This is a genomic window from Stutzerimonas stutzeri (assembly GCF_024448895.1).
GTDB classification, from domain to species: Bacteria; Pseudomonadota; Gammaproteobacteria; order Pseudomonadales; family Pseudomonadaceae; genus Stutzerimonas; species Stutzerimonas stutzeri_Q.
The window spans coordinates 48,903-69,786 of the sequence record NZ_JAMOIC010000001.1 but is presented as its reverse complement, the minus strand read 5'-3'; the positions used below and the strand labels follow the sequence as shown (position 1 = coordinate 69,786).

The window sequence follows — 20,884 nt, the reverse complement described above, 5'->3', positions numbered from 1 at the left end:
TCGAGTCTCAGAGACCTGCGTTCTTCAGGCGATTGGCGTGCTGGCGGTAGACAGTTACCGGGCTGGTTTCGAACAGGCTGGTCAATCCCAGGACCTGATTGACCTCGTCCAGGTGGTTCATCCTGTAGTTGTCGCGGATGACCATGCCCAAGTGCGAGCTGCAGCGACCGACCAGGCCGTCGTTGGCTTCGCTAAAAGCCAGCGAGCCTGCACCCATCATCGCATCGCTCACATCCAGGGGATTGGTCAGCGGGCTGGTGCCGCTCCATGAGTAGTAGCGAACACCGTTGACCTTGTAGTCGCCCTCGCCGCATTGGCTGGTGGGAATTCCCTGCGGATATTTCGCATTGAATCGGGCCGCGCCTTCGCTATTGAGTGATTCGAGGGTGCCGAGGGAGTTCTGCGGGTTGGTACTCGGGCTACCGGACAGGAAGTGAATCAGCGCGCCCATGCCATTGACCAACCCGGCGACGATGGCTTCGCCACCGGATCCCTCCGGAATCTTGCGAATCAGGTCTGCAACGTCGGAGCCCTTATGTGGCGCGCCGACACTGGTAACGGAGGCAATCAGATCCGGTCGTACCGCTGCAACATAGCGCACAGTCGGGCCGCCATGACTATGGCCGATCAGGTTGACCTTTGGTTTGCCACTGATCGCCACGATCTCTTCGACTTGCTGCAGGAGTTCTTCGCCCCTTAGCTCCGAGGTGTTGAGCTGACTGACTTCCGTTACGTAGACCTGGGCGCCGTCGCGACGAAGCGCTTGAGGAATGCCGTACCAGTAATCGACACCGAGCATGCTGTCAAAGCCAAGCATGCCGTGAGTAAGCACGATGGGGTAGCGGGTCTGGGTGTAGCCGGAGCCGGACGCCGCGGCTTGCACATGGCCGGAAATGGCGATGGCCGAACCGAAAAAACACAGAGCAAGCAACGTTTTGTTTTTATTCATGTGTGCACTCAATCAGTGGGTGAACAGGACGTTGGGCAATCCTTCGCCATTCACCGCGCACTGCGCGTACTGCAAGCGTGACAATCGCAGCATTCATGCCAACCTTGGTATGTCACGGCCGCGCAGGCTCTAGCTCGTCGTGCCGCTTGATTCGTCGGGCAGGCGCGTTTAGATGGATGATGGAACGCCTGTTACCCGATGGAACAGCACGTTGAGTAGATAGGTGATGATTGGAGATTTCGACGAAAATCAAGCCAAGATCGATGATTTTAATGACTTACTGGTCGCATAAAAACCTATCGGTCAGACGTACTCGATGGCAACGACGTACCAGAGCTTCGGTCCGGTCGGCGTCTGCACCTGGACCTCGGCGTCCAGCGGCTTGCCAACCAGAGCGCGCGCTAGCGGCGAATCGATGCTGATCAAGCCTTGACGAAGTTCCAGTTCGTCCGGTCCGACGATCCGATAACGAGCCTGTTCGCCATCTTCGTCTTCAACCGTCACCCATGCGCCGAAATAGACTTTTCCCGAGTCACTGGGTTTGTCGGCAACCACTTTGAGTTTTTCCAGGCGCTTGGTAAGGAAACGGACGCGACTGTCGATCTCACGCAGCATTTTCTTGCCATAGGTGTACTCGGCATTTTCCGAACGATCACCCTGTGCCGCGGCCTCGCTGACGGACTGGGTAACCTGCGGACGTTTCACGTGCCAAAGTTCGTGCAACTCGGCGCGCAGTCGCGCCTCGCCCTCTGGCGTGATCAGCGGGGTGCCGGCAGGGCGAGGCGGGCGGTAACGGCTCATGGTCTTTCCGGTCAGGCGTGAAGGTTGGACATTCTATCGCCAGTCGAACCGGTTGCCTGCATTGCTCAGCTTTCCCTCAATACATTAAGCGGGCTCGCATTGAGCGCTCGACGCGTCCCAAGCACCCCTGCGGTGCCGACCAGCAGCGCCCCGATCAGCGGGAGGATCAGCAGCCAGGGATGGGGTTGCCAGCGCAGATCGAACACGAAGTGATAGAGCAGTGCGCTGACCAGTTCGCATCCCAGCGCGGCAAGCAGACCGCTTGCGGCACCCAGTACACCAAACTCGGTCCGTCGCGCCCGGAGCAGCAGTTTGCGTTCTGCGCCCAGCGCCCTGAGCAGCGCCCCCTGGCGGATTCGTTCATCCAGCGTCGCTTGCAGTCCGGCAAACAGCACAGCCAGGCCTGCGGCCAGAACGAACATGAGTACGTATTCCACTGCCAGCGATACCTGCGCGAGGATGCTGCGCAGTTGAGTAAGCAACGCCTCAACCTGCAGGATCGTGGCCGACGGGAAGTCTCTGGCCAGCTTAACAAGTTCGCGGTCCTTGCCCTCTGGCAGGTGAAAACTGGTCATGTAGGTGGCAGGGACGTCCTGCAGGGTCTGCGGTTCGAAGATCATGTAGAAGTTGGGTTGAAAGCTGTCCCAGTTCACCTCGCGAAGGCTGGTCACGCTGGCATCACGCGTCAGGCCGCCCACCGTGAAGCTGAGGGTGTCTCCCAGTTTTACCTGCAAGCTTTCGGCGAGCTCGGCTTCAACCGAAACTCCAGGCAGCTCGCCAGACGAGCCATCCCACCATTCGCCAGCGGTAAGCCTGTTATCCGAAGGGAGATCCTGGGCCCAGGTCAGGCTGAGGTCTCGGCGAATGGCTCGCTCGCCTTGGCTTTCCTTGCTGACCAGCTGGCGCACCGGTTCGCCGTTGATAGCGACCAGACGACCGGGCACCACCGGGTACAGCGGTGCAGCGTGATCCGAGAGCGCCTCGATGCGGGCGGCGAACGCGTCCCTATCGGCAGGGAGGACGTTCAGCACGAAGTGGTTGGGGGCGTCTGCGGGCAACTGATCCTGCCAGGTATCGAGCAGCTCTCCACGCAATAGGGCTATCAGCGCCATGGCCAGGAGGATCAAACCGAAGGCCAGCGATTGTCCGGCTGCTGCTAGCGGATGGCGTAGTAACTGTCCAAGGCCCAGGCGCCATGTCAGGGACGCGCCCGAAAGCGCGCGCCGCAGGCCCTTCAAAGCCAAAAGCAGCAGGCCGCCAAGGATTACCGTGGCGAGCATGCCGCCGCCCAGCAGAGCCAGGGTTATTTTCAGATCCAGACTTAGGCGCCACATGATCAAGCCGAGCGCGACAATCGCTGCGCCGTATACCAGCCAGGAGCTCGGTGGGATTGGCAGCATGTCGCGGCGCAGTACGCGTAGTGGTGGTACTCGGCCCAGTGCTGCCAGGGGCGGCAAGGCAAAGCCTGCCAGTGCGACGAGGCCTGTGGCGATGCCAGCCAGGGCTGGCCAGAGCGTGGCCGGTGGTACTTCACTGACCACTAGCTCGCGTAGCAGGAAGAACAGGCCATGTTGAGCAGCCCAGCCAAGCAGGGCGCCCACCGCACTGGCAACAACTCCGAGATAGGCAAGCTGCAGGGTGTAGAGCGTCAGCGCTTCCCGCCGGGACAGTCCCAGACATCTTAGAAGCGCGCTCGCATCGAAGCGGCGAGCGGCAAAACGTGCGGCCGACAGGGCCACTGCAACACCGGCAAGCAGCACGGCCGCCAGGCTGGCTAGATTCAGATAACGCTCGGCGCGCCCCAGCGCACCGCCGATCTGGCGATTGCCGTCCTTGGCTGTTTCGATGCGTTGATGGGGTTGAAGATCCGCCTTTACGGCTGTCTCGTAGGCGGTCAGCTGCGCCGCTTCTCCACGCCACAGCTCTCGGTAGGTTACTCGGCTGCCCGGTTGCACCACGCCAGTGGCATCCAGGTCATCGAGATGCATCAGTACACGTGGCGTGAGGCTGTAGAAATCGCCCACGCGGTCGGGTTCGTATGTCAGCACCCGGCTAAGCTTCAGCTGTTTGTTGCCGACCTCGATCAGGTCGCCGATCTGCAGATCCAGAGCGGCGAACAGGCGGGCTTCGGCCCAGGCTTCGCCTGGCCTTGGACCTGGCCCAGGTTGTTCAGGCTGGTAGGGCGCTGCAGCGCTGCGGAGCTCGCCTCGCAAGGGATAATTGTCGTCAGCTGCCTTGACGCTGGTTAGCTGAAGGTTGTCGTCCGTTGCGACGACACTTGAGAATTCCACAACCTGCGCATGCTCAAGCTTTCGCTCGACGCCTGCTTCAATCTGTCCCGGTTCGGTGGGCGCGCTGCCGCGCAATACCAGGTCCGCCCCCAGAAACTCGGTGGCTCGCAACAACATGGCGTCATTCAGCCGCGCGCCGAAGTAACCTATGGCAGTGCTTGCTGCGACGGCGATCAGCAATGCGAAGAACAATACCCGTAGCTCGCCGGCGCGCGCGTCGCGCATGAGCTGGCGCAGGGCGAGATGTGCCAAGCGGCTGATAGGCACGTGCTTCATCGGGTCAACTCATCACGAAGTTCGCGACCACCTTCAAGTCGAAGCAGGTGCTGGCAACGCTGAGCCAGACGTTCATCATGGGTAACCAGCACCAGTGTGGTGCCGCGTTCCCTGTTCAGTTCGAACAACAGCTCTGTGATGGTTGCGCCGGTGTGACTGTCGAGATTGCCGGTCGGCTCGTCGGCGAACAGTACAGTGGGTTCCGCGGCGAATGCGCGTGCCACAGCGACGCGCTGCTGTTCGCCTCCGGAGAGCTGTCGAGGATAGTGATGCAGGCGCGCGCCCAGTCCGACACGATCCAGTAGTTCAGTAGCTTTTGCCTGCGCATCCCGGCGGCCGTGCAGTTCAAGCGAGAGCATCACGTTTTCGAGTGCGTTGAGGCTGTCGAGCAGTTGGAACGACTGAAAGACGAAGCCGACGTTCTCGGCCCGAACGCGAGCGCGCTGGTCTTCATCCAGGCCACCGAGCAGATGACCTGCAAGCTGCACCTCACCCGAGCTGGGCAGGTCGAGCCCCGCAAGTAAACCGAGCAGGGTCGATTTGCCTGACCCGGAGGTGCCGACGATGGCGAGGCTTTCACCCTTGTCGAGGCTGAGTGACACGTCGTCGAGTATTGCCAGCTCGCCTTCCGCGCTGGGTACCACTTTGCTAAGGTTCTGGGCGTACAGAATGCTGGCGCTCATGGAGATTCCGATGCGAAATTGGCTGAGAGGTGGGGCCCTGGTATTGCTGTGCTGGGCTCATGGAGCCTTTGCGGGGACGGTGCTGGTGGTCGGGGATAGTATCAGTGCGGCTTTCGGGCTGGAAACCAGCCAGGGGTGGGTACACCTGCTGCAGCAACGCCTTGAAACAGAGAAGCTCGATTATCGCGTGGTGAACGCTTCGATCAGTGGCGACACAAGCGGTGGGGGGCTGGCAAGGCTCCCGACCTTGCTGACCGAACATGAGCCGGACGTGGTGATCATCGAGCTAGGCGGCAACGATGGATTGCGCGGTCAGCCACCTGCGCAGCTGCGTCAGAATCTGGCGGCGATGGTTAAGCAGTCGCAGGAGGTTGACGCCCAGGTCGTGCTGCTCGGCATGCGCATGCCACCCAATCTCGGGCAACGTTACACGACTGCATTTGCGCAAGCCTTCGACTCGCTAGCGGAAGAAAAAGATTTGCCGTACGTGCCGTTTTTGCTTGAGGGTGTAGGCGGGGTTGAGGGGATGATGCAAGCCGATCGCATACACCCCACTGCAGGGGCGCAGCAGCAGTTGCTGGATAACGTCTGGCCGGTGCTCGAACCCTTGCTTTGATGCGTGCGCGCGGCTACTGTCGCGCCCCTCGTTCGGAGCCTCAGATGCCGCGCCCAGCCTGGTCCCTTTTTGCCTATAGACTCATCGTCCCGGACGAGCAGTTCGACCTGTTCGCCTGTCGCGAAAATCGTCTGCATCTTGCACTGCGCCAGCTGGAACTGAGCGGAAGAGTGGATCGGACGCTTTGTGGAGGTTTCCTGCCGGCTCGCCCCCTTTGGCAGGACCTGGAGCGCTCTATCCTCAAGGACCGTCGTCTCTGCCCGGCTTGTCGCGATGCGCTCAGTGCGCAGCGTAAAGGCCTTCCGTCTGCCGCCAGCGTCTGGTAGCTCGGCGGGCGCAGCCGCTTCGAGTACAATCGCCATCACTATGCCCTCTGTATATCCAAGGAAACCCTGAATGCTCTCGCGTGCGTCTGCAGTCGCCTCCTGTGTGTCATTCGCTGCTTTGCTGTTGGCTGGGCAATCTGCTGCCCTCGAGTTGCCACTGCCGCCGGAAGGCGAGGATGTCGTCGGGCAAATTCAGGTCATCAAGGCCAGGTATGAGGATACCTTTGCAGCGCTGGGCGAGACGCATGATCTGGGTTATCTGGAACTGGTTGCGGCTAACCCCGGGGTCGACCCCTGGTTGCCTGGCGAAGGCACGGACATCATTCTGCCCACGCGATACATCCTGCCACCTGGGCCGCGCGAAGGCATCGTGATCAACCTGGCTGAATACCGCCTTTATTACTACCCCAAAGGCGAAAACGTGGTGCACACCTTTCCTTTGGGCATTGGCCGTGAGGGGTGGGGCTCACCCGTTGGCAATACTCGCATCTCGGCAATGACGAGCAATCCAGCCTGGTATCCGCCGCAGTCCATCCGCGACGAGCACGCGGCCGATGGCGATCCATTGCCAAAGGTGGTGCCGCCCGGACCCGACAATCCGCTCGGGCCGTACAAAATGAATCTGGCGCTGCCCGGGTACCTCATACACGGCTCGAACAAGAAATTCGGCATCGGTATGCGCGTCAGCCACGGCTGCTTCCGCATGCTCAATCACAACGTGTTGGAGTTGGCCGGGTTGGTCAAAGTCGGCACGTCAGTGCGGATCATCGACGAGCCTTACAAGTTCGGTCTGAGCCAGGGAAAGATCTATCTGGAAGCACATACCCCCCTGCAAGACGAAGACAAGCACATGACTCTCATGGACAAGCATGCGGTGGTGGTGAATACCTTGCTCAAGCGTGACGAGTCGGCTGGTGTACTGCAGCTGGATTGGGAGATGGTGCGCGAGATTATAGCTGGGGAAGATGGACTGCCAATCCAGATCGCTGATCAGGGGCAGGCGCTCGCCGCTCAGGAAGAGCAGATCTTCTAAAAGGTGTGTGCTGTTTGGCCTGAATGACGCTCACAAAAAAGCCGACCATCGCGATGGTCGGCTTTTTCTTGCCTGAAGCTTACTTGCGGCTGGCGCGTTCCAGCATACGCAGTGCACGCTCGTTGGCTTCGTCAGCAGTCTGCTGAGCCTTCTGAGCAGCCTGCATAGCCTCGTCGGCCTTGCTGTACGCTTCGTCAGCACGAGCCTGAGCGCGGGCAGCGGCGTCTTCAGTCGCGGTCAGACGGGCTTCGCTTTCTTTGGTCATGCTGTTGCTGCAACCAGTAGCCAGAACTGCGGCGAAAGCCAGAGCAGAAAATTTCAGAACGTTGTTCATCGTGTTCCCCTTAAGGATGAAATCCATGGCAACTTCCGTTATGGAAAGTTGGCGCGCACATACTACCGATTAGTTGCACTAAGTAAACTGAAGCATGCAGTGGCTACTACTATTTTTCTGCAAGCTCACTCTTTTCACGGCATTTGCCAGCCAAGTTGATTGAAAAACAATCAAAGCGAGCCGGTGCCCTCGGTACATGGACCGGCGCCGTACCTTAAAAGTTGCATGCCAGACGCGCTTCGCATAACGAGTATTAACGCTTTGGCTGAAAGCGTTTTGCCTGTCAATTAAGCAATTGAAGCGAAGACTTAACCGGCGGTAGCATGCGGCGTCCAGCTAACAAGAATAAACGGGATCGCACGCTGCAGCGGTCTCACGGAAAATCCGACAGAGCAAAGCTGTCGAGGAGGCGAGATGACCAACAATTTAACCATCCACCATGATCGAACGACCCGTCAGTTCGAGACCACCGTGGATGGCCATCGCGCCTATCTGGCCTATGTCGATCTGGGTAAGCAGACGCTGGATATATATAGAACCTTCGTTCCCGATGCGCTCCGCGGCAGAGGAGTGGCGGCCGTGCTAACACAGCATGCGCTTGAGTTTGCCGCCAGTGAGGGTTACACGGTCATTCCATCCTGCTCCTATGTGGAGTGGTACATCGAGCGCCGGGAAAATGCGGGCAACGTAGACGAGGCATAAAAAAACGCCGGCGAGCGGCGCTTATCTAGGCGCTGTACGCCTCAGTTTCGGGCGCGTTGCGGCAATATATCCTTCAGCTTTGCGTGCATGCTCATGATGGCTTTCTCGGTCGCGTCCCAATCAATGCACGCATCAGTGATCGATACACCATATTTGAGATCCGCAAGATCCTTCGGGATAGGCTGACTTCCCCAGCCAAGATGACTCTCCACCATGAGTCCGACAATCGAGTTGTTACCCTCGAGGATCTGGTTGGCTACATTCTCCATCACCAGTGGCTGCAACGCCGGATCCTTGTTGGAGTTCGCGTGGCTGCAATCCACCATGATGTTCGGCTTGATGCCTGCCTTGTTCAACTCCTGCTCGCATACCGCGACGCTGACCGAATCGTAATTCGGCTTGCCATTGCCGCCTCTCAGCACTACATGCCCGTACGCGTTACCTTTGGTCGTCACGATCGAAACGCCGCCGGATTGATTGATACCCAGGAAGCGGTGGGGGCTGGAGACGGATTGCAGTGCGTTGATCGCCACGGTCAGGCTGCCATCCGTTCCGTTCTTGAAACCAACCGCAGAGGACAGACCTGATGCCATTTCCCGGTGAGTCTGCGATTCGGTAGTCCGCGCGCCGATCGCCGACCAGCTGATCAGGTCCTGCAGATATTGCGGGGAGATCGGGTCGAGCGCTTCAGTGGCAGTTGGCAAGCCTAGCTCGGCAAGGTCTAGCAGCAGTTTGCGGCCGATGTGCAAACCGTCCTGAATCTTGAAAGAGTCGTCCATGTAAGGGTCGTTGATCAGGCCTTTCCAGCCGACCGTTGTGCGCGGCTTTTCGAAGTACACCCGCATTACCAGGTAGAGACTGTCGGATACCTTGTCGGCAAGCACCTTCAGGCGCTCGGCATACTCGTGTGCTGCTTTGAGGTCGTGAATCGAGCAAGGGCCTATCACGACGAATAGGCGATGATCCTTGCCGTCGAGGATGTCGCGTACTACCTGGCGTCCCTCGGAGACGGTCTTCAGCGCGGTGGGCGTCAGGGGGATCTCGCCCTTCAACTGCTCCGGCGTAATGAGTGTCTCGTTGGAGGAAACGTTAAGGTCATCGATCGGTAAATCAGCCATCGTGTTCTCGTCGGGGGTCACGGATGCCGTCCGCCAGCCAATCCCGGTGCGGCGGAGCAGAGCTTGAGGGCGCAGCGGGGAAGCGGAACCTTATCGCGTAATGAGTCGGCTCGACAATGATATTGAAGTGGGACTTTGGCCTTAGGCGCCCTGACCCTAAGGACGGACGCGTAGCGCGACTGGGCGCTGCCCCGGGACGCTGATATGGTTATGCACATCTATGCGCGCCGCCACGCGCGATCAATTTGTCCGCAGCTGGAGTTCACGAATGACCGCACTCAAACCTCGAATCGGCATCATCGGCACTGGTGCTATCGGCGGGTTCTACGGCGTGATGCTTGCCCGTGCCGGATATGACGTCCATTTCCTACTGCGCAGCGAGTACCAGGCCGTCAAGCAGAATGGCTTGCAGATCAACAGCGCCGTGCATGGCTCGTTACACCTCGATTCCGTTCAGGCCTATGGTGATGCGTCAGACATGCCTATGTGCGACTGGGTGCTGGTCGGCGCCAAAAGTACCAGCAACCAGGCACTCGCTCCCCTGATCGAGCAGGTGGCAGCGCCGGATGCCCGGGTTGTGGTTTTACAAAACGGACTGGGTGTCGAGGACGAACTGCGAAACGTTCTGCCGGACAGCCTACATCTGCTCGGCGGCCTCTGCTTCATCTGTGTACACCGCTCCGCACTGGGCGTGGTCGAGCATCAGGCACTGGGTGGCGTCAACCTTGGCTACCATTCGGGACCCGCAAGCCCTCAGGAGCAACAGGCCTTGGTGGAAGAGGGCGTTGCGATGTTCCGTGCGGCGGGGGTTGACTCCAATGCGGCCGCCAATCTCAATCAGGCGCGCTGGCAGAAGCTTGTGTGGAACATGCCCTATAACGGCCTTTCGGTACTGCTTGGGGCTGGCACTGCACCTTTGATGGCCAATCCCGACAGTCGCGCTCTTGTCCGATCGATCATGCTGGAAACTTTCGGAGCTGCAGCTGCATGCGGACACCCACTCCCTGAGGTGCTGGTGGACCGGATGATGGCTTCCACCGATCACATGCCTGATTACCTGCCAAGCATGTACCACGACCATATTCAGGGACGCCCGATGGAGCTCGACGCGATATATGCTGCGCCGCTCGCTGCTGCAGCCGAGGCCGGATTCGCAATGCCCAAAACCGAGGCCTTGTACCAATCGTTGCGTTTCATATCTGCGCGAATGGCCGATTAGTTGAGGAGGTGCTCAGTTGCTGAGCCGGGCAGCAGTGGATTCCCACCGGCCTGCTAAGCTCAAACGAGGCCGCAATTTCCGTGCGGTGCTCGCAGGCGATTCATACGGAAATGGCCTAGAATTCTCAAATTCTGGCGCACGAAGTTATAAAAAAGAGGTAGCGCTCAATGCTACTGGCCTTTGAGGGATCTCTATGAAGCTTCAGCAACTGCGTTACATCTGGGAGGTGGCGCATCATGACCTCAATGTTTCTGCAACGGCGCAAAGCCTGTTCACATCCCAGCCTGGCATCAGTAAACAGATCCGACTGCTAGAAGACGAGTTAGGCGTCGAGGTTTTCGCGCGCAGTGGTAAGCACCTGACTCGCGTCACGCCCGCTGGCGAACGCATCATCACCACTGCTGGTGAGATCCTGCGCAAGTGCGAAAGCATCAAGCAGATCGCACAGGAGTTTTCCAACGAGAAGCGCGGCACGCTGAGCATTGCGACGACCCATACCCAGGCCCGTTACGCCTTGCCTCAGGTGATAAGTGCGTTCATCAAGCAGTATCCGGACGTGTCCCTACACATGCACCAGGGCACGCCAATGCAGATCGCGGAAATGGCGGCTGACGGCACGGTGGATTTCGCCATTGCGACGGAGGGGCTGGAGCTGTTTGGTGATCTTGTGATGATGCCGTGCTATCGCTGGAATCGTTGCGTAGTGGTGCCGCAGGGACATCCTCTGGCAAAGCTGGACAAGCTCACCCTGGAGGCATTGGCCGAGCATCCCATCGTGACTTATGTGTTTGGCTTTACCGGTCGATCCAAGCTGGATGAGGCATTCAGCCATAAAGGCCTCTCGCCAAAGGTGGTCTTCACAGCCGCGGATGCCGATGTCATCAAGACCTATGTTCGACTGGGCCTTGGCGTTGGCATCGTCGCGCGTATGGCGGTCGATGCGAAGCTCGATCCGGATCTGGTGGTACTGGACGCCAGCGAACTGTTCGAATCAAGCGTGACCAAGATAGGCTTTCGCCGTGGCACTTTCCTGCGCGGTTTCATGTGCGATTTCATCGAAACCTTCGCCCCGCATCTGAACCGGGAAATGCTGGAGAAGGCGGTGCAGTGTCGGAATAAATCTGAAGTCGATCACTTGTTCGAAGACGTCGAACTCCCGACTTTCTAGTGAGTTCTACCGAACCGGATGCCTTCCGGTTCGGTATGGTCGGGAAGCCGTACTTCGTTAGGCTTGCAGCGTCTGGTTCGCCTGCAGCGGTCAGCTTGATTCATCTCCCTCGCTCCACCGCTCCTGATTCAGGGTGCAATCAACTTCTGGCAATCAGATTGCCGGCGTGCAGCCCGCACTCCTTCTGGGTGGACTCCTCCCACCACCAGCGACCTTCGCGTTCGTGCTGGTTTGGCAGCACAGGGCGTGTGCATGGTTCACAGCCAATGCTGATGAACCCGCGTTCGTGGAGGCTGTTGTAGGGCAGCTCCAGCATGCGGATGTAGCCCCAGACTTCCTCGCTGGTCATCTGTGCCAGTGGATTGAATTTATAAAGCGAGTGCTCGGACGTGGAGAAAGCAGCGTCGACTTCGAGAACTGACACCTGGCTGCGAGTGCCCGGGCTCTGATCCCGGCGCTGGCCGGTCGCCCACGCACGGACATTGGATAGTTTGCGGCGAAGCGGCTCGATCTTGCGGATTCCACAGCATTCGCCATGACCATCACGATAGAAGCTGAACAGCCCTTTTTCATTGACCATCGGCTGCAACAGAGCCGGATCGGGGGTCATGATCTCGATGGGAATGCCGTAGTGCTCACGGACCTGTTCGATAAAGCGGTAGGTCTCGCTGTGCAGGCGGCCAGTGTCCAGACTGAACACCTTGACCCCTTTGTTCAACTTCCACGCCATATCGACCAAGACGACATCTTCGGCGCCGCTGAACGAAATCCAGAGGTCATCTCCGAACAGGTCGAAGGCCAACTTCAGAATGTCTTGCGGGGATTTGCCAGCATAGGCTGCTGCCAGCTCGGTTACTTCGATGGTTTGGCTCATCAGGCGGCTTCCTTGGTTGGCGCTTGGCGCTCTATGGCCGCGGATGTTAACAAATAGGCTTTATGTCGCTAAATAACGTTTGTGGCAGAAGTCCCTAACTTTAATGAATAAGGCGCCGCGTTGCGTCACCTCGCCCGTGCCGTTAGAGTGCCGCTTCAATTTTTCTGCCTGAGGAATAGCCCGTGGAAATAGCCTGTCTCGACCTGGAAGGTGTGCTGGTTCCGGAAATCTGGATCGCGTTTGCCGAAGCCACCGGAATTGAATCGCTCCGGGCGACCACGCGGGACATTCCCGACTATGACGTGCTGATGAAACAGCGCCTTCGCATCCTCGACGAGCATGGCCTGAAGCTGGCGGATATCCAGGCCGTGATTGCCACCCTGAAACCGCTGGAGGGAGCTGTCGAATTCGTCAACTGGCTGCGAGAGCGCTTTCAGGTGGTGATTCTCTCAGACACTTTCTACGAGTTTTCTCAACCGTTGATGCGTCAGCTGGGCTTTCCCACGCTGCTCTGCCATCGTCTGATCACGGATGAAGCAGGGCGCGTCGTCAATTACGAGTTGCGCCAAAGAGACCCCAAGCGCCAATCAGTTATCGCCTTGAAGAGTCTGTATTACCGCGTCATCGCTGCAGGCGATTCTTACAATGACACCACCATGCTTGCCGAAGCGCATGCCGGCATTCTCTTTCATGCCCCGGACAATGTGATTCGTGAATTTCCACAGTTCCCGGCGGTGCACACCTTCGGTGAGCTGAAGCAGGAATTCCTCAAGGCTTCGAATCGCACGCTGGAGCTCTGAGGCGCTTCCGCGCTTGAAGGCCGACGGCGAATGGTGGATCAGGCTTCATGGATCCACCATTGCGTGCGCGAGGCGGGGGGCTAGCTAGAGCCTCTCCAATGTCTCCATCAGTACTCTGACCTTGTCCAGCGTTTCCTGGTGCTCGGCCTGCCAGTCAGAGTCCGCGACGATCCCACCACCGCCCCAGCACGTGACCTGATCGTTCTGGATCAATAGCGTGCGAATGGCGATGGAGCTATCCATTTCGCCTCGTACATCCAGATGCAGCAGTGACCCGCAGTAGATCGAGCGTTGGGTAGCTTCCAGCTCATCAATGATCTGCATCGCTCGGATTTTCGGAGCGCCTGTTATCGACCCTCCTGGAAAGCTGCCCTCAAGAAGGTCCAGTGCGTCCTTGCCGCTGGCCAGGGTCCCGCTAACGCTGCTGACCAGATGGTGGACATTCGGATAGCTTTCAAGCGAGAACAACTCGGGTACCTGCACACTGCCTATTTCGCAACTGCGCCCCAGGTCGTTCCGTAAAAGATCAACGATCATCAGGTTTTCGGCTCGGTCTTTCGTGCTGTTCTGCAGAGCCTGAGCTTCTATTCGGTCTTCTCCAGGATTGCTCCGTCGAGGGCGCGTGCCTTTGATCGGTCGGGTCTCGACCAGCCCTTTTGCCAGGCGCAGAAAGCGTTCGGGAGAGAGGCTCACGACAGCGCCGTCGTCTAGAGCCACATAGCCGGAGTATGGGGTAGGGCAAGCGGCGCGCAGGGCCCGGTATGCCTGCCAGGGGTTGCCAGCGCAAGGGGCGCGAAAGCGCTGAGCGAAGTTGACCTGATAGCAGTCACCGGCCTGAATGTAATCATGGATCCGTTCGATTGCCTGCCGATATTCCGAGCGCTGCGTATCGGCTGAAAACGGCGCGAGGAGCCTGAATGCTGTGCGCTCGTGCTTGGGCTCCGACTCGAAAAGACTTATCAGGTGAGCTTGGAGATCTTTCGCCAGTTGGGGGTGAAAGATCAGATACGTGGTTTGGCAGTGGTGGTCGTTTATCAACGCCCAGGCGTAGACGCCGAATCGGGCTGCGGGCAGTGTCAGATCCTGAGTGGCAGTAGCCGGCAGCCGCTCGAGTCGTGAGCCGAAATCGTATCCGAGAAAGCCCAGCAGGCCACAAGTAAATGGGATTTCGAGATTCGCAGGGGGCTCGGCTGCACCAAGGCTTTTCAGTGCGTTACGGAGTCGAGCAAAGAAGCTTGCCCCCGTCTCACCCTCATCTGGCTCGAGTGTTACTTCAGGCCAGGCGCTTAGCAAATCGTATCGGCCGCGCTCGGCAACCGGCCGGCCGGAATCGAGCAATACCGCTCCCGGCGCACTATGGATGCGCTCGAACCAATGCGCCGGGTCGGGATGATAGGGAAGTGGGTGCAGGGTGCAGAAGGTCATCTGGAAATTACGGTCCGGACGCGGCTGGATGTGCAGCCGCTAGCACTCAGGCTCACGTATGGGTCGGAATGTGGCCGAACAGCTCCTGGGCGAAACGGACCCGCTCTTCCGGCGTTTCCTGTACGTTCTTTTCCTTGAGGTCGGCAATCCGATGTTCTACCGCGTGGGCCCGGTGAGTGAGGCCGCAGTCGTTGGCGATCTGGATATTGAGGCCCGGGCGAGCGTTTAGCTCGAGAATCAGCGGGCCCTTGTCCTGATCGAGCACCATGTCGACGCCGATGTAGCCCAGCCCGCACAATTCATAGCAGCCGGCGGCGAGCTTCATGAAGCCGTCCCAGTTGGGCAGCTGTACGCCATCCACCGCATTGGTGGTGTCCGGATGCTTGCTGATCTTGTTGTTCAGCCATGTGCCTCGCAGCGTGATGCCCGTGGCCAGATCAACTCCGACACCAATCGCACCCTGGTGCAGGTTGGCCTTGCCGCCGGACTGCCGAGTGGGCAAGCGCAGCATGGCCATCACTGGATAGCCCATCAGGACGATGATGCGAATGTCCGGTACGCCTTCATAGCTGATGCTTTTGAAGATGGGATCCGGCGTAACGCGGTATTCGATCAGCGCGCGGTCGCGGTGCCCGCCAAGCGAATACAGGCCAGTAAGGATATTGGAGATCTGATGCTCGATTTCGTCGTGGGTCAGGATCTTGCCCGACACGGTCCGGTAGCGGCCTTCGAAGCGATCGGCGATGACGAGAATTCCGTCGCCGCCTGCGCCCTGGGCTGGTTTGACTACGAAGTCGGTGTGGTCCTTGACGATATCTTTGAGCTTTTCGATATCGCGTTCGGTTTCGATGACCCCGTACATCTCCGGCACATCGATGCCGGCCTCTATGGCCCGCTCTTTGGTGATGATCTTGTCATCGACGATCGGGTACAGGTTGCGCTTGTTGTACTTGAGCACATAGTCCGCATTGCGGCGGTTGATACCCATGATGCCCTTGGCTTCAAGAGCCTTCCACGTCTTGATTAGACCGAACATGGCTCAATCCTTCAAAAAGGCTTTGAAACGAAACAGTTCGGTCAAGCGGTAGCCGCGGTAGCGACCCATCGCAAGCATGAAGCCGACCATGATCAGCAGGACTGCAGGGAAGGTGAAGATGAAGTAGGTCAGCTCCGGAATATTCATCAGCATGAATGCCAGCGCTGCAGCGATCAGCGTGCCGACCGCGACTTTGAAGGCATGACCGCCGCCGCGCTCTTCCCAGGTGATCGAGAGACGCTCGATGGTCATGGTCAGAATGACCATCGGGAACAGCGACACGGAAAGGCCGCGCTCCAGGCCCAGTTTGTGGCTGAACAGGCTTATCACCGCAATCAACACCACTACGAACGTCAGTACGACCGAGAGTCGAGGCAGCATTTGCAGCTTGAGGTGCTCGAGGTACGAGCGCAAAGACAAGCCGAGTGCGGTGATTACGGTGAACAGAATGATGCCGAAACCGATCTGGGTTTCACGGAAGGCGAGGGCGATCAGTACGGGTGTGAATGTCCCCAGGGTCTGGAGACCGCCGAGGTTACGCAGGATCAGAATCACCAGAACGCCAATCGGGATCATGATCATGATCTGGTAGGTCTGCTGGGTCTGCAGCGGCAGTCCGTATAACGAATACTCAAGAAAATCCGCGTCGGTATTTTCGTCGGTCAGCTTCGCTAGACGGATTGCGTTCATCTCGCTGCTGTTAAGTGTGAAGGTCACCTGCGCGTTGCGCCCGCCTTCGAGCGTCAACAGAGGATCATCACCTGTCCACCAGACCAGGCGGTCCTTCGGTAGCCCCTGCTCGCCGGTTTCCGGGTTGAAGTACAACCACTTGTCGCCGTTGAAGCTCCGCAGCCAGAGCTCAGGTGACTGCGCCATGTCGGCCAGCAGTCGCACCGTGTGCACGCGCTCCATCGGCACGTGGGCAATCGAAAGCAGCAGTTCGATTACTCGCGCTTTGTTCGGGGTTGAGGAATCGCCACCAAGCAACAACTTGACGTTGTCGTCATTGGCATTGTTGACACGTTTAATGGCTTCGCTGATGAAGGTTTCAACGTCGGCCGAATGCTGCCGTATAGGTGAAAGCAACGCTTCTGCGGCAATTTTCTCGGCACCCTCGACCGGGATGCTGTCGCGGAAGATCGGGCCGGTGGCCTTGGTCTGTTCGCCGCTGTAGCGCCGGGTCAGAACCAGTCGGTAATAAAGCGTCTGGTTGCCATTGACGCGTCGTGCGGACCAGGTGACCCGACGGTTGCCGTCGGCTCGGTTGATGCTCACGCCGTAATTGTTGGAGATGAAGCTTTCGTTGAGGCTGACGAATTCCTGATTCAGCGGCGGCACATACATCTGCAGCTTTACCGGCTCACGCGCACTGGCCTGAAATTCGATTTTCGCGTCGATGTTCCAAAGGTCGTCGGTTTCGTCTTCGGTCACCGGTATGCCGAGAATGAATATCTGGTACGCGGTAATCGCGATGCCCAGCGTGACGAGTATAAAAATCAGTACTTTCAGGTGCAGGGTAAGAGCGCGCATTGAATTACTCGTCAGCGTCTGATTCGTTGATGCAGCCGGGCTTGCCAGCAGCGTACTTAAGGCTTGGGTCTACCAGGGCTTCGAAGCGAGCAAGCGCATCGGAACCGATCAAAAGTGGGTATTGGAATGCAGTTCGGTCCGTGAGGTTCACTTCAATGCTGCGTTTAGCCTTGCCCATGCACAGGTCGAGCTCGACGACCGGGCGGGGTGTGTAGGTTTTTTCTTCTTCTGGATCAAAGTCGCCGGCGCGTCGCTTGATCTTGCTGATGCGCTGCAACGGTAACTCGATGGGCTGATTGTGCGCCTCGTCGAGCGCCAGATAAAAGCGTACCCAGTTTTTACCATCGCGTTTGAATCGCTCAATGTCGCGAGCGCTCAACGACGCCGTCTGCGCACCCGTATCGAGTTTCGCGGGTACCTCGATACCAAAATCGGGTAAGGCCACGTGCTCGTTCAGGCCGTAAACGGTTTTTTCATTGGCGAGGACCAGAAGCGGACAGCTTACAAGGCACAGCAACAGGAAACGGCTTTTAGCGAGCATAGGTCCAGTGAGTCGAGTCGATAGGAGCGGCCGAAATGTCGACCTGCGGGTTGAGCGTGGCGAAGCAGACGCCAAGCGCGGCATATAGCGGCGCATTCTAGCACGGGCGTTCTCGTGTGCGACTTGGATTAAAGCCTGACCATCAAGCTACTGCGATCTAATCTACCGAAGGTGATTGTCGACAATCGACCTTGGTATCAGTTGACTCACTGTGTCCACAGGCTTAGTTTGTGCGAACTATTGATGCAGGTGTCAACAATATGCTGGATGCGTTGGAAAGCCATCGCCCTGATCAGATCGACAGCGGCACCTTGTCTGAACACGTCTTTCGGTTGATTCAGGCAGCCATCGTCAAAGGCGATATCGCGCCGGGCAGCAAAATCTCTGAGCCCGAACTCGCACGTACTTACGGTATCAGCCGCGGGCCGCTGCGCGAGGCGATTCATCGCCTAGAAGGCCAGAAACTGTTGGTGCGTGTCCCACACGTCGGTGCCCGGGTGGTTTCGCTCAACCATGCGGAATTGATCGAACTCTACGAAATCCGTGAGTCGCTGGAAGGAATGGCTTGCCGATTGGCTGCCGAGCGCATGAGTGAGGCGGAGATCGAAGAATTGCGCCGTGTGCTGGATACCCATGAGCGAGACGAGGCGTTTCAAGCCGGGTGGGCTACTACCAGCAGGAAGGAGATTTCGACTTCCACTATCGGATCATTCAGGGCAGTGGCAATCGCACCTTGGCTCAGATGCTGTGCGGCGAGTTGTATCAGCTTGTGCGCATGTATCGCATCCAGTTCTCGGCCACGCCGAATCGCCCTCGTCAGGCGTTCACCGAGCACCATCGAATTCTCGACGCCATCGCCGACCGTGACGGTGAACTGGCGGAGCTGCTGATGCGGCGCCATATCTGCGCATCCAAGCGCAACATCGAGCGGCATTATCTTCCGGCTCAGCAACAGACCCCACAACCAAGAGGTGAGGCATGACACTTCCTACCCCCGGCCAGCGTTTTCGCGATGCGGTTGCCAGCGAGCATCCTTTACAGGTGGTTGGCGCCATAAATGCCAACCATGCGCTGCTCGCCCAGCGTGCCGGCTTCAAGGCTATCTACCTGTCCGGTGGCGGTGTCGCGGCAGGATCGTTGGGCTTGCCCGATCTGGGTATTACCGGCCTGGATGATGTTCTGACCGACGTTCGGCGCATAACCGACGTCTGCGACCTGCCGCTGCTGGTGGATGTCGACACAGGCTTCGGCTCCTCCGCGTTCAACGTGGCGCGGACGGTCAAGTCGATGATCAAGTTCGGCGCGGCAGCGATTCATATCGAAGATCAGGTGGGCGCCAAGCGCTGCGGTCATCGTCCGAACAAGGAGATCGTTTCGCAGCAGGAAATGGTCGACCGCATAAAGGCCGCCGTCGATGCACGCACTGATGACAGCTTCGTAATCATGGCGCGCACCGATGCGCTGGCGGTCGAGGGGCTGGAGTCGGCGCTGGATCGCGCGGCAGCATGCATCGAGGCGGGGGCAGACATGATCTTCCCCGAGGCGATTACTGAATTGGCGATGTACAAGACCTTCGCTGACCGCGTCCAGGCGCCAATCCTGGCCAACATCACTGAGTTCGGCGCAACCCCGCTGTACACCACCGAAGAGCTTGCCGGTGTCGATGTATCCCTGGTGCTTTACCCGCTGTCGGCATTCCGTGCCATGAACAAGGCGGCAGAGAACGTCTATACCGCGCTGCGTCGTGACGGTACCCAGAAGAACGTGATCGATACCATGCAGACCCGCATGGAGCTCTACGATCGCATCAACTACCACACATTCGAGCAGCACCTCGACGCGCTCTTCGCCCAGAAAAAAAGCTGACGAGAAGGCCCCGATGGGTTTGCCAAAGGGGTCTTTGCGAACCATTTTTCAACGTGATTTGCAGTATCCAGAACAAATCCAAGAAGGAGATAGCAATGGCTGAAGCAAAGGTGTTGAGCGGTGCGGGTCTGCGTGGACAGATCGCCGGACAGACCGCCCTGTGTACCGTCGGCAAGACCGGCGCCGGGCTGACCTATCGCGGTTACGATGTGCGCGACTTAGCGGCCGACTGTGATTTCGAAGAAGTCGCCTACCTGCTGTTCTACGGTGAGCTGCCTAATACCCGGCAGCTGACCGATTACAAGGCCCGCCTCAAGACTCTGCGTGACCTGCCGCAGGCACTGAAGGAAGTGCTCGAGCGTATTCCGGCAAGCGCGCATCCGATGGATGTCATGCGTACCGGTTCGTCGGTGCTCGGCACGCTGGAGCCGGAGCTCAGCTTCGATCAGCAGCGCGACGTGGCAGAGCGCTTGATGGCCGCCTTCCCGGCCATCATGTGTTACTGGTATCGCTTCACCCACGATAACGTTCGTATCGATTGCACCAGCAGCGAGGACACCCTGGGTGGGCATTTTCTGGCGCTGCTGCACGGCAAGACGCCCAGCGACCTGCATGTAAAGGTGATGAACGTCTCGCTGATCCTTTACGCTGAGCACGAGTTCAACGCCTCGACCTTCACCGCACGGGTGTGTGCTTCGACGCTGTCCGACCTTTATTCCTGCGTGACGGGTGCCATCGGTTCACTACGCGGCCCGCTGCATGGCGGCGCAAACGAAGCGGCGATGGACATGATCCAGCAATGGAAGAGCGCGGAAGAGGCTCGCGAAGCGATTCTCGGCATGCTCGAGCGCAAGGACAAGATCATGGGCTTCGGCCACGCGATCTATAGCGAATCCGACCCGCGCAACGAGGTGATCAAGGTCTGGGCCAAGAAGCTGGCTGACGAAGTGGGCGACACCGTGCTCTACCCAGTTTCGGTGACCGTCGACGAAACCATGTGGGAGCAGAAGAAGTTGTTCCCCAACGCCGATTTCTATCACGCCTCGGCTTATCACTTCATGGGCATCCCGACCAAGCTGTTCACGCCGATCTTCGTCTGCTCGCGTGTCACCGGCTGGGCTTCTCATGTGTTCGAGCAGCGCAGCAACAACCGGATCATTCGGCCAAGCGCCGAGTACATCGGTCCAGAACAGCGCAAGGTTGTCCCGATCGCTCAGCGCTGATCGAAAAGGGGAGCTCGCTAAGCGGCTCCCCGGGCCTCGCCCCCAGGAACATTACCGCATTGAGTTCTCCCGG

The 20,884-nt window shown here is 58.6% G+C and carries 20 protein-coding genes and 1 pseudogene; 10 read left to right on the top strand and 11 right to left on the bottom strand.

The genetic code is table 11. The features are described from left to right. Positions 1 to 7: 7 nt before the first annotated feature. The 4 genes from NA619_RS00335 to NA619_RS00320 all read right to left on the bottom strand — a co-directional run bounded on the left by NA619_RS00335 (position 8) and on the right by NA619_RS00320 (position 5,000). On the bottom strand, positions 8 to 949 hold the full coding sequence (locus NA619_RS00335; RefSeq protein WP_255958877.1) for a triacylglycerol lipase: 942 nt from the start codon (positions 947 to 949) through the stop codon (positions 8 to 10). Positions 950 to 1,252: 303 nt separating this feature from the next. Next, positions 1,253 to 1,750, bottom strand: coding sequence for a transcription elongation factor GreB (gene greB / locus NA619_RS00330; RefSeq protein ID WP_255958874.1), 498 nt, complete (start codon positions 1,748 to 1,750; stop codon positions 1,253 to 1,255). A 65-nt stretch (positions 1,751 to 1,815) separates the two neighbouring features. Beyond that, positions 1,816 to 4,317, bottom strand: a complete 2,502-nt coding sequence (locus NA619_RS00325) for an ABC transporter permease (RefSeq protein ID WP_255958872.1) — start codon at positions 4,315 to 4,317, stop codon at positions 1,816 to 1,818. Continuing rightward, positions 4,314 to 5,000 (bottom strand): ABC transporter ATP-binding protein, encoded by a 687-nt coding sequence (locus tag NA619_RS00320; RefSeq protein WP_255958870.1) that lies wholly within the window; start codon positions 4,998 to 5,000, stop codon positions 4,314 to 4,316. Before NA619_RS00320 ends, NA619_RS00325 begins: the two co-directional genes overlap by 4 nt. 10 nt (positions 5,001 to 5,010) lie before the next feature. Between NA619_RS00320 and NA619_RS00315 the strand changes: the two genes are divergently transcribed. The 3 genes from NA619_RS00315 to NA619_RS00305 all read left to right on the top strand — a co-directional run bounded on the left by NA619_RS00315 (position 5,011) and on the right by NA619_RS00305 (position 6,975). After that, the gene (locus NA619_RS00315; RefSeq protein WP_255958869.1) at positions 5,011 to 5,616 is read left to right on the top strand and encodes an arylesterase; all 606 of its coding nucleotides are present in this window, start codon (positions 5,011 to 5,013) and stop codon (positions 5,614 to 5,616) included. 44 nt (positions 5,617 to 5,660) lie between these two features. Further along, the gene (locus tag NA619_RS00310) at positions 5,661 to 5,942 is read left to right on the top strand and encodes a hypothetical protein (protein ID WP_255958868.1); all 282 of its coding nucleotides are present in this window, start codon (positions 5,661 to 5,663) and stop codon (positions 5,940 to 5,942) included. 70 nt (positions 5,943 to 6,012) lie between these two features. Then, positions 6,013 to 6,975: a L,D-transpeptidase family protein gene (locus NA619_RS00305; RefSeq protein ID WP_255958866.1), complete on the top strand. Its 963-nt coding sequence runs from the start codon at positions 6,013 to 6,015 to the stop codon at positions 6,973 to 6,975. Positions 6,976 to 7,054: 79 nt separating this feature from the next. Here the strand turns inward: NA619_RS00305 and NA619_RS00300 are convergent, their stop codons facing one another. Beyond that, the gene (locus NA619_RS00300; RefSeq protein ID WP_025241419.1) at positions 7,055 to 7,309 is read right to left on the bottom strand and encodes an Lpp/OprI family alanine-zipper lipoprotein; all 255 of its coding nucleotides are present in this window, start codon (positions 7,307 to 7,309) and stop codon (positions 7,055 to 7,057) included. A 414-nt stretch (positions 7,310 to 7,723) separates the two neighbouring features. Here NA619_RS00300 and NA619_RS00295 point away from each other — a divergent pair, with 414 nt between their 5' ends. Next, positions 7,724 to 8,011, top strand: a complete 288-nt coding sequence (locus NA619_RS00295; protein WP_255958863.1) for a GNAT family N-acetyltransferase — start codon at positions 7,724 to 7,726, stop codon at positions 8,009 to 8,011. A 41-nt stretch (positions 8,012 to 8,052) separates the two neighbouring features. Here NA619_RS00295 and NA619_RS00290 read toward each other — a convergent pair whose 3' ends face one another. Beyond that, positions 8,053 to 9,129, bottom strand: a complete 1,077-nt coding sequence (locus NA619_RS00290) for a 3-deoxy-7-phosphoheptulonate synthase (RefSeq protein ID WP_255958861.1) — start codon at positions 9,127 to 9,129, stop codon at positions 8,053 to 8,055. A gap of 268 nt (positions 9,130 to 9,397) precedes the next feature. Here NA619_RS00290 and NA619_RS00285 point away from each other — a divergent pair, with 268 nt between their 5' ends. Beyond that, on the top strand, positions 9,398 to 10,348 hold the full coding sequence (locus tag NA619_RS00285) for a putative 2-dehydropantoate 2-reductase (RefSeq protein ID WP_255958859.1): 951 nt from the start codon (positions 9,398 to 9,400) through the stop codon (positions 10,346 to 10,348). A 193-nt stretch (positions 10,349 to 10,541) separates the two neighbouring features. Then, positions 10,542 to 11,516, top strand: coding sequence for an HTH-type transcriptional regulator CysB (cysB, locus tag NA619_RS00280; RefSeq protein WP_255958857.1), 975 nt, complete (start codon positions 10,542 to 10,544; stop codon positions 11,514 to 11,516). A gap of 139 nt (positions 11,517 to 11,655) precedes the next feature. Here the strand turns inward: cysB and NA619_RS00275 are convergent, their stop codons facing one another. Continuing rightward, positions 11,656 to 12,390, bottom strand: a complete 735-nt coding sequence (locus NA619_RS00275) for a phosphoadenylyl-sulfate reductase (RefSeq protein ID WP_255958855.1) — start codon at positions 12,388 to 12,390, stop codon at positions 11,656 to 11,658. 182 nt (positions 12,391 to 12,572) lie between these two features. Between NA619_RS00275 and thrH the strand changes: the two genes are divergently transcribed. After that, positions 12,573 to 13,190: a bifunctional phosphoserine phosphatase/homoserine phosphotransferase ThrH gene (gene thrH / locus NA619_RS00270; protein WP_255958854.1), complete on the top strand. Its 618-nt coding sequence runs from the start codon at positions 12,573 to 12,575 to the stop codon at positions 13,188 to 13,190. Between the two features lie 84 nt (positions 13,191 to 13,274). Here the strand turns inward: thrH and pabB are convergent, their stop codons facing one another. The 4 genes from pabB to NA619_RS00250 are packed head-to-tail and all read right to left on the bottom strand — an operon-like array spanning position 13,275 to position 17,722. After that, positions 13,275 to 14,615 carry an aminodeoxychorismate synthase component I gene (pabB, locus tag NA619_RS00265; RefSeq protein WP_255958853.1) on the bottom strand — a complete coding sequence of 447 codons (1,341 nt, stop codon included), beginning with the start codon at positions 14,613 to 14,615 and terminating at the stop codon, positions 13,275 to 13,277. A gap of 52 nt (positions 14,616 to 14,667) precedes the next feature. Next, complete coding sequence (locus NA619_RS00260; protein WP_255958852.1) at positions 14,668 to 15,651, bottom strand: alpha-L-glutamate ligase-like protein; 984 nt, start codon at positions 15,649 to 15,651, stop codon at positions 14,668 to 14,670. Positions 15,652 to 15,654: 3 nt separating this feature from the next. Further along, positions 15,655 to 17,181 carry an inactive transglutaminase family protein gene (locus NA619_RS00255; protein WP_255958851.1) on the bottom strand — a complete coding sequence of 509 codons (1,527 nt, stop codon included), beginning with the start codon at positions 17,179 to 17,181 and terminating at the stop codon, positions 15,655 to 15,657. 4 nt (positions 17,182 to 17,185) lie between these two features. Then, entirely contained in the window at positions 17,186 to 17,722 is a 537-nt protein-coding gene (locus tag NA619_RS00250; RefSeq protein WP_255959527.1) for an ATP-dependent zinc protease, read from the bottom strand. 260 nt (positions 17,723 to 17,982) lie between these two features. On the opposite strand from NA619_RS00250, the pseudogene NA619_RS00245 reads away from it, so the two are divergent. The 3 genes and pseudogenes from NA619_RS00245 (at position 17,983) to prpC (ending at position 20,811) form a co-directional block, all read left to right on the top strand. Next, positions 17,983 to 18,704 (top strand): annotated as a pseudogene (locus NA619_RS00245) (GntR family transcriptional regulator). Beyond that, positions 18,701 to 19,588, top strand: a complete 888-nt coding sequence (prpB, locus tag NA619_RS00240; RefSeq protein ID WP_255958850.1) for a methylisocitrate lyase — start codon at positions 18,701 to 18,703, stop codon at positions 19,586 to 19,588. Before NA619_RS00245 ends, prpB begins: the two are co-directional and overlap by 4 nt. A 95-nt stretch (positions 19,589 to 19,683) precedes the next feature. Continuing rightward, complete coding sequence (gene prpC / locus NA619_RS00235; protein WP_255958849.1) at positions 19,684 to 20,811, top strand: bifunctional 2-methylcitrate synthase/citrate synthase; 1,128 nt, start codon at positions 19,684 to 19,686, stop codon at positions 20,809 to 20,811. The last annotated feature ends 73 nt before the right edge of the window (positions 20,812 to 20,884 follow it).

Coding starts and splice junctions, on each gene's coding strand:
- NA619_RS00305 (WP_255958866.1), top strand. CDS start 6,013: ATGCTCTCGCGTGCGTCTGCAGTCGCCTCCTGTGTGTCATTCGCTGCT.
- NA619_RS00285 (WP_255958859.1), top strand. CDS start 9,398: ATGACCGCACTCAAACCTCGAATCGGCATCATCGGCACTGGTGCTATC.
- NA619_RS00260 (WP_255958852.1), bottom strand. CDS start 15,651: ATGTTCGGTCTAATCAAGACGTGGAAGGCTCTTGAAGCCAAGGGCATC.
- cysB (WP_255958857.1), top strand. CDS start 10,542: ATGAAGCTTCAGCAACTGCGTTACATCTGGGAGGTGGCGCATCATGAC.
- NA619_RS00275 (WP_255958855.1), bottom strand. CDS start 12,390: ATGAGCCAAACCATCGAAGTAACCGAGCTGGCAGCAGCCTATGCTGGC.
- NA619_RS00310 (WP_255958868.1), top strand. CDS start 5,661: ATGCCGCGCCCAGCCTGGTCCCTTTTTGCCTATAGACTCATCGTCCCG.
- NA619_RS00335 (WP_255958877.1), bottom strand. CDS start 949: ATGAATAAAAACAAAACGTTGCTTGCTCTGTGTTTTTTCGGTTCGGCC.
- NA619_RS00320 (WP_255958870.1), bottom strand. CDS start 5,000: ATGAGCGCCAGCATTCTGTACGCCCAGAACCTTAGCAAAGTGGTACCC.
- prpC (WP_255958849.1), top strand. CDS start 19,684: ATGGCTGAAGCAAAGGTGTTGAGCGGTGCGGGTCTGCGTGGACAGATC.
- NA619_RS00250 (WP_255959527.1), bottom strand. CDS start 17,722: ATGCTCGCTAAAAGCCGTTTCCTGTTGCTGTGCCTTGTAAGCTGTCCG.
- pabB (WP_255958853.1), bottom strand. CDS start 14,615: ATGACCTTCTGCACCCTGCACCCACTTCCCTATCATCCCGACCCGGCG.
- prpB (WP_255958850.1), top strand. CDS start 18,701: ATGACACTTCCTACCCCCGGCCAGCGTTTTCGCGATGCGGTTGCCAGC.
- NA619_RS00315 (WP_255958869.1), top strand. CDS start 5,011: ATGCGAAATTGGCTGAGAGGTGGGGCCCTGGTATTGCTGTGCTGGGCT.
- NA619_RS00255 (WP_255958851.1), bottom strand. CDS start 17,181: ATGCGCGCTCTTACCCTGCACCTGAAAGTACTGATTTTTATACTCGTC.
- NA619_RS00290 (WP_255958861.1), bottom strand. CDS start 9,129: ATGGCTGATTTACCGATCGATGACCTTAACGTTTCCTCCAACGAGACA.
- NA619_RS00325 (WP_255958872.1), bottom strand. CDS start 4,317: ATGAAGCACGTGCCTATCAGCCGCTTGGCACATCTCGCCCTGCGCCAG.
- NA619_RS00300 (WP_025241419.1), bottom strand. CDS start 7,309: ATGAACAACGTTCTGAAATTTTCTGCTCTGGCTTTCGCCGCAGTTCTG.
- NA619_RS00295 (WP_255958863.1), top strand. CDS start 7,724: ATGACCAACAATTTAACCATCCACCATGATCGAACGACCCGTCAGTTC.
- greB (WP_255958874.1), bottom strand. CDS start 1,750: ATGAGCCGTTACCGCCCGCCTCGCCCTGCCGGCACCCCGCTGATCACG.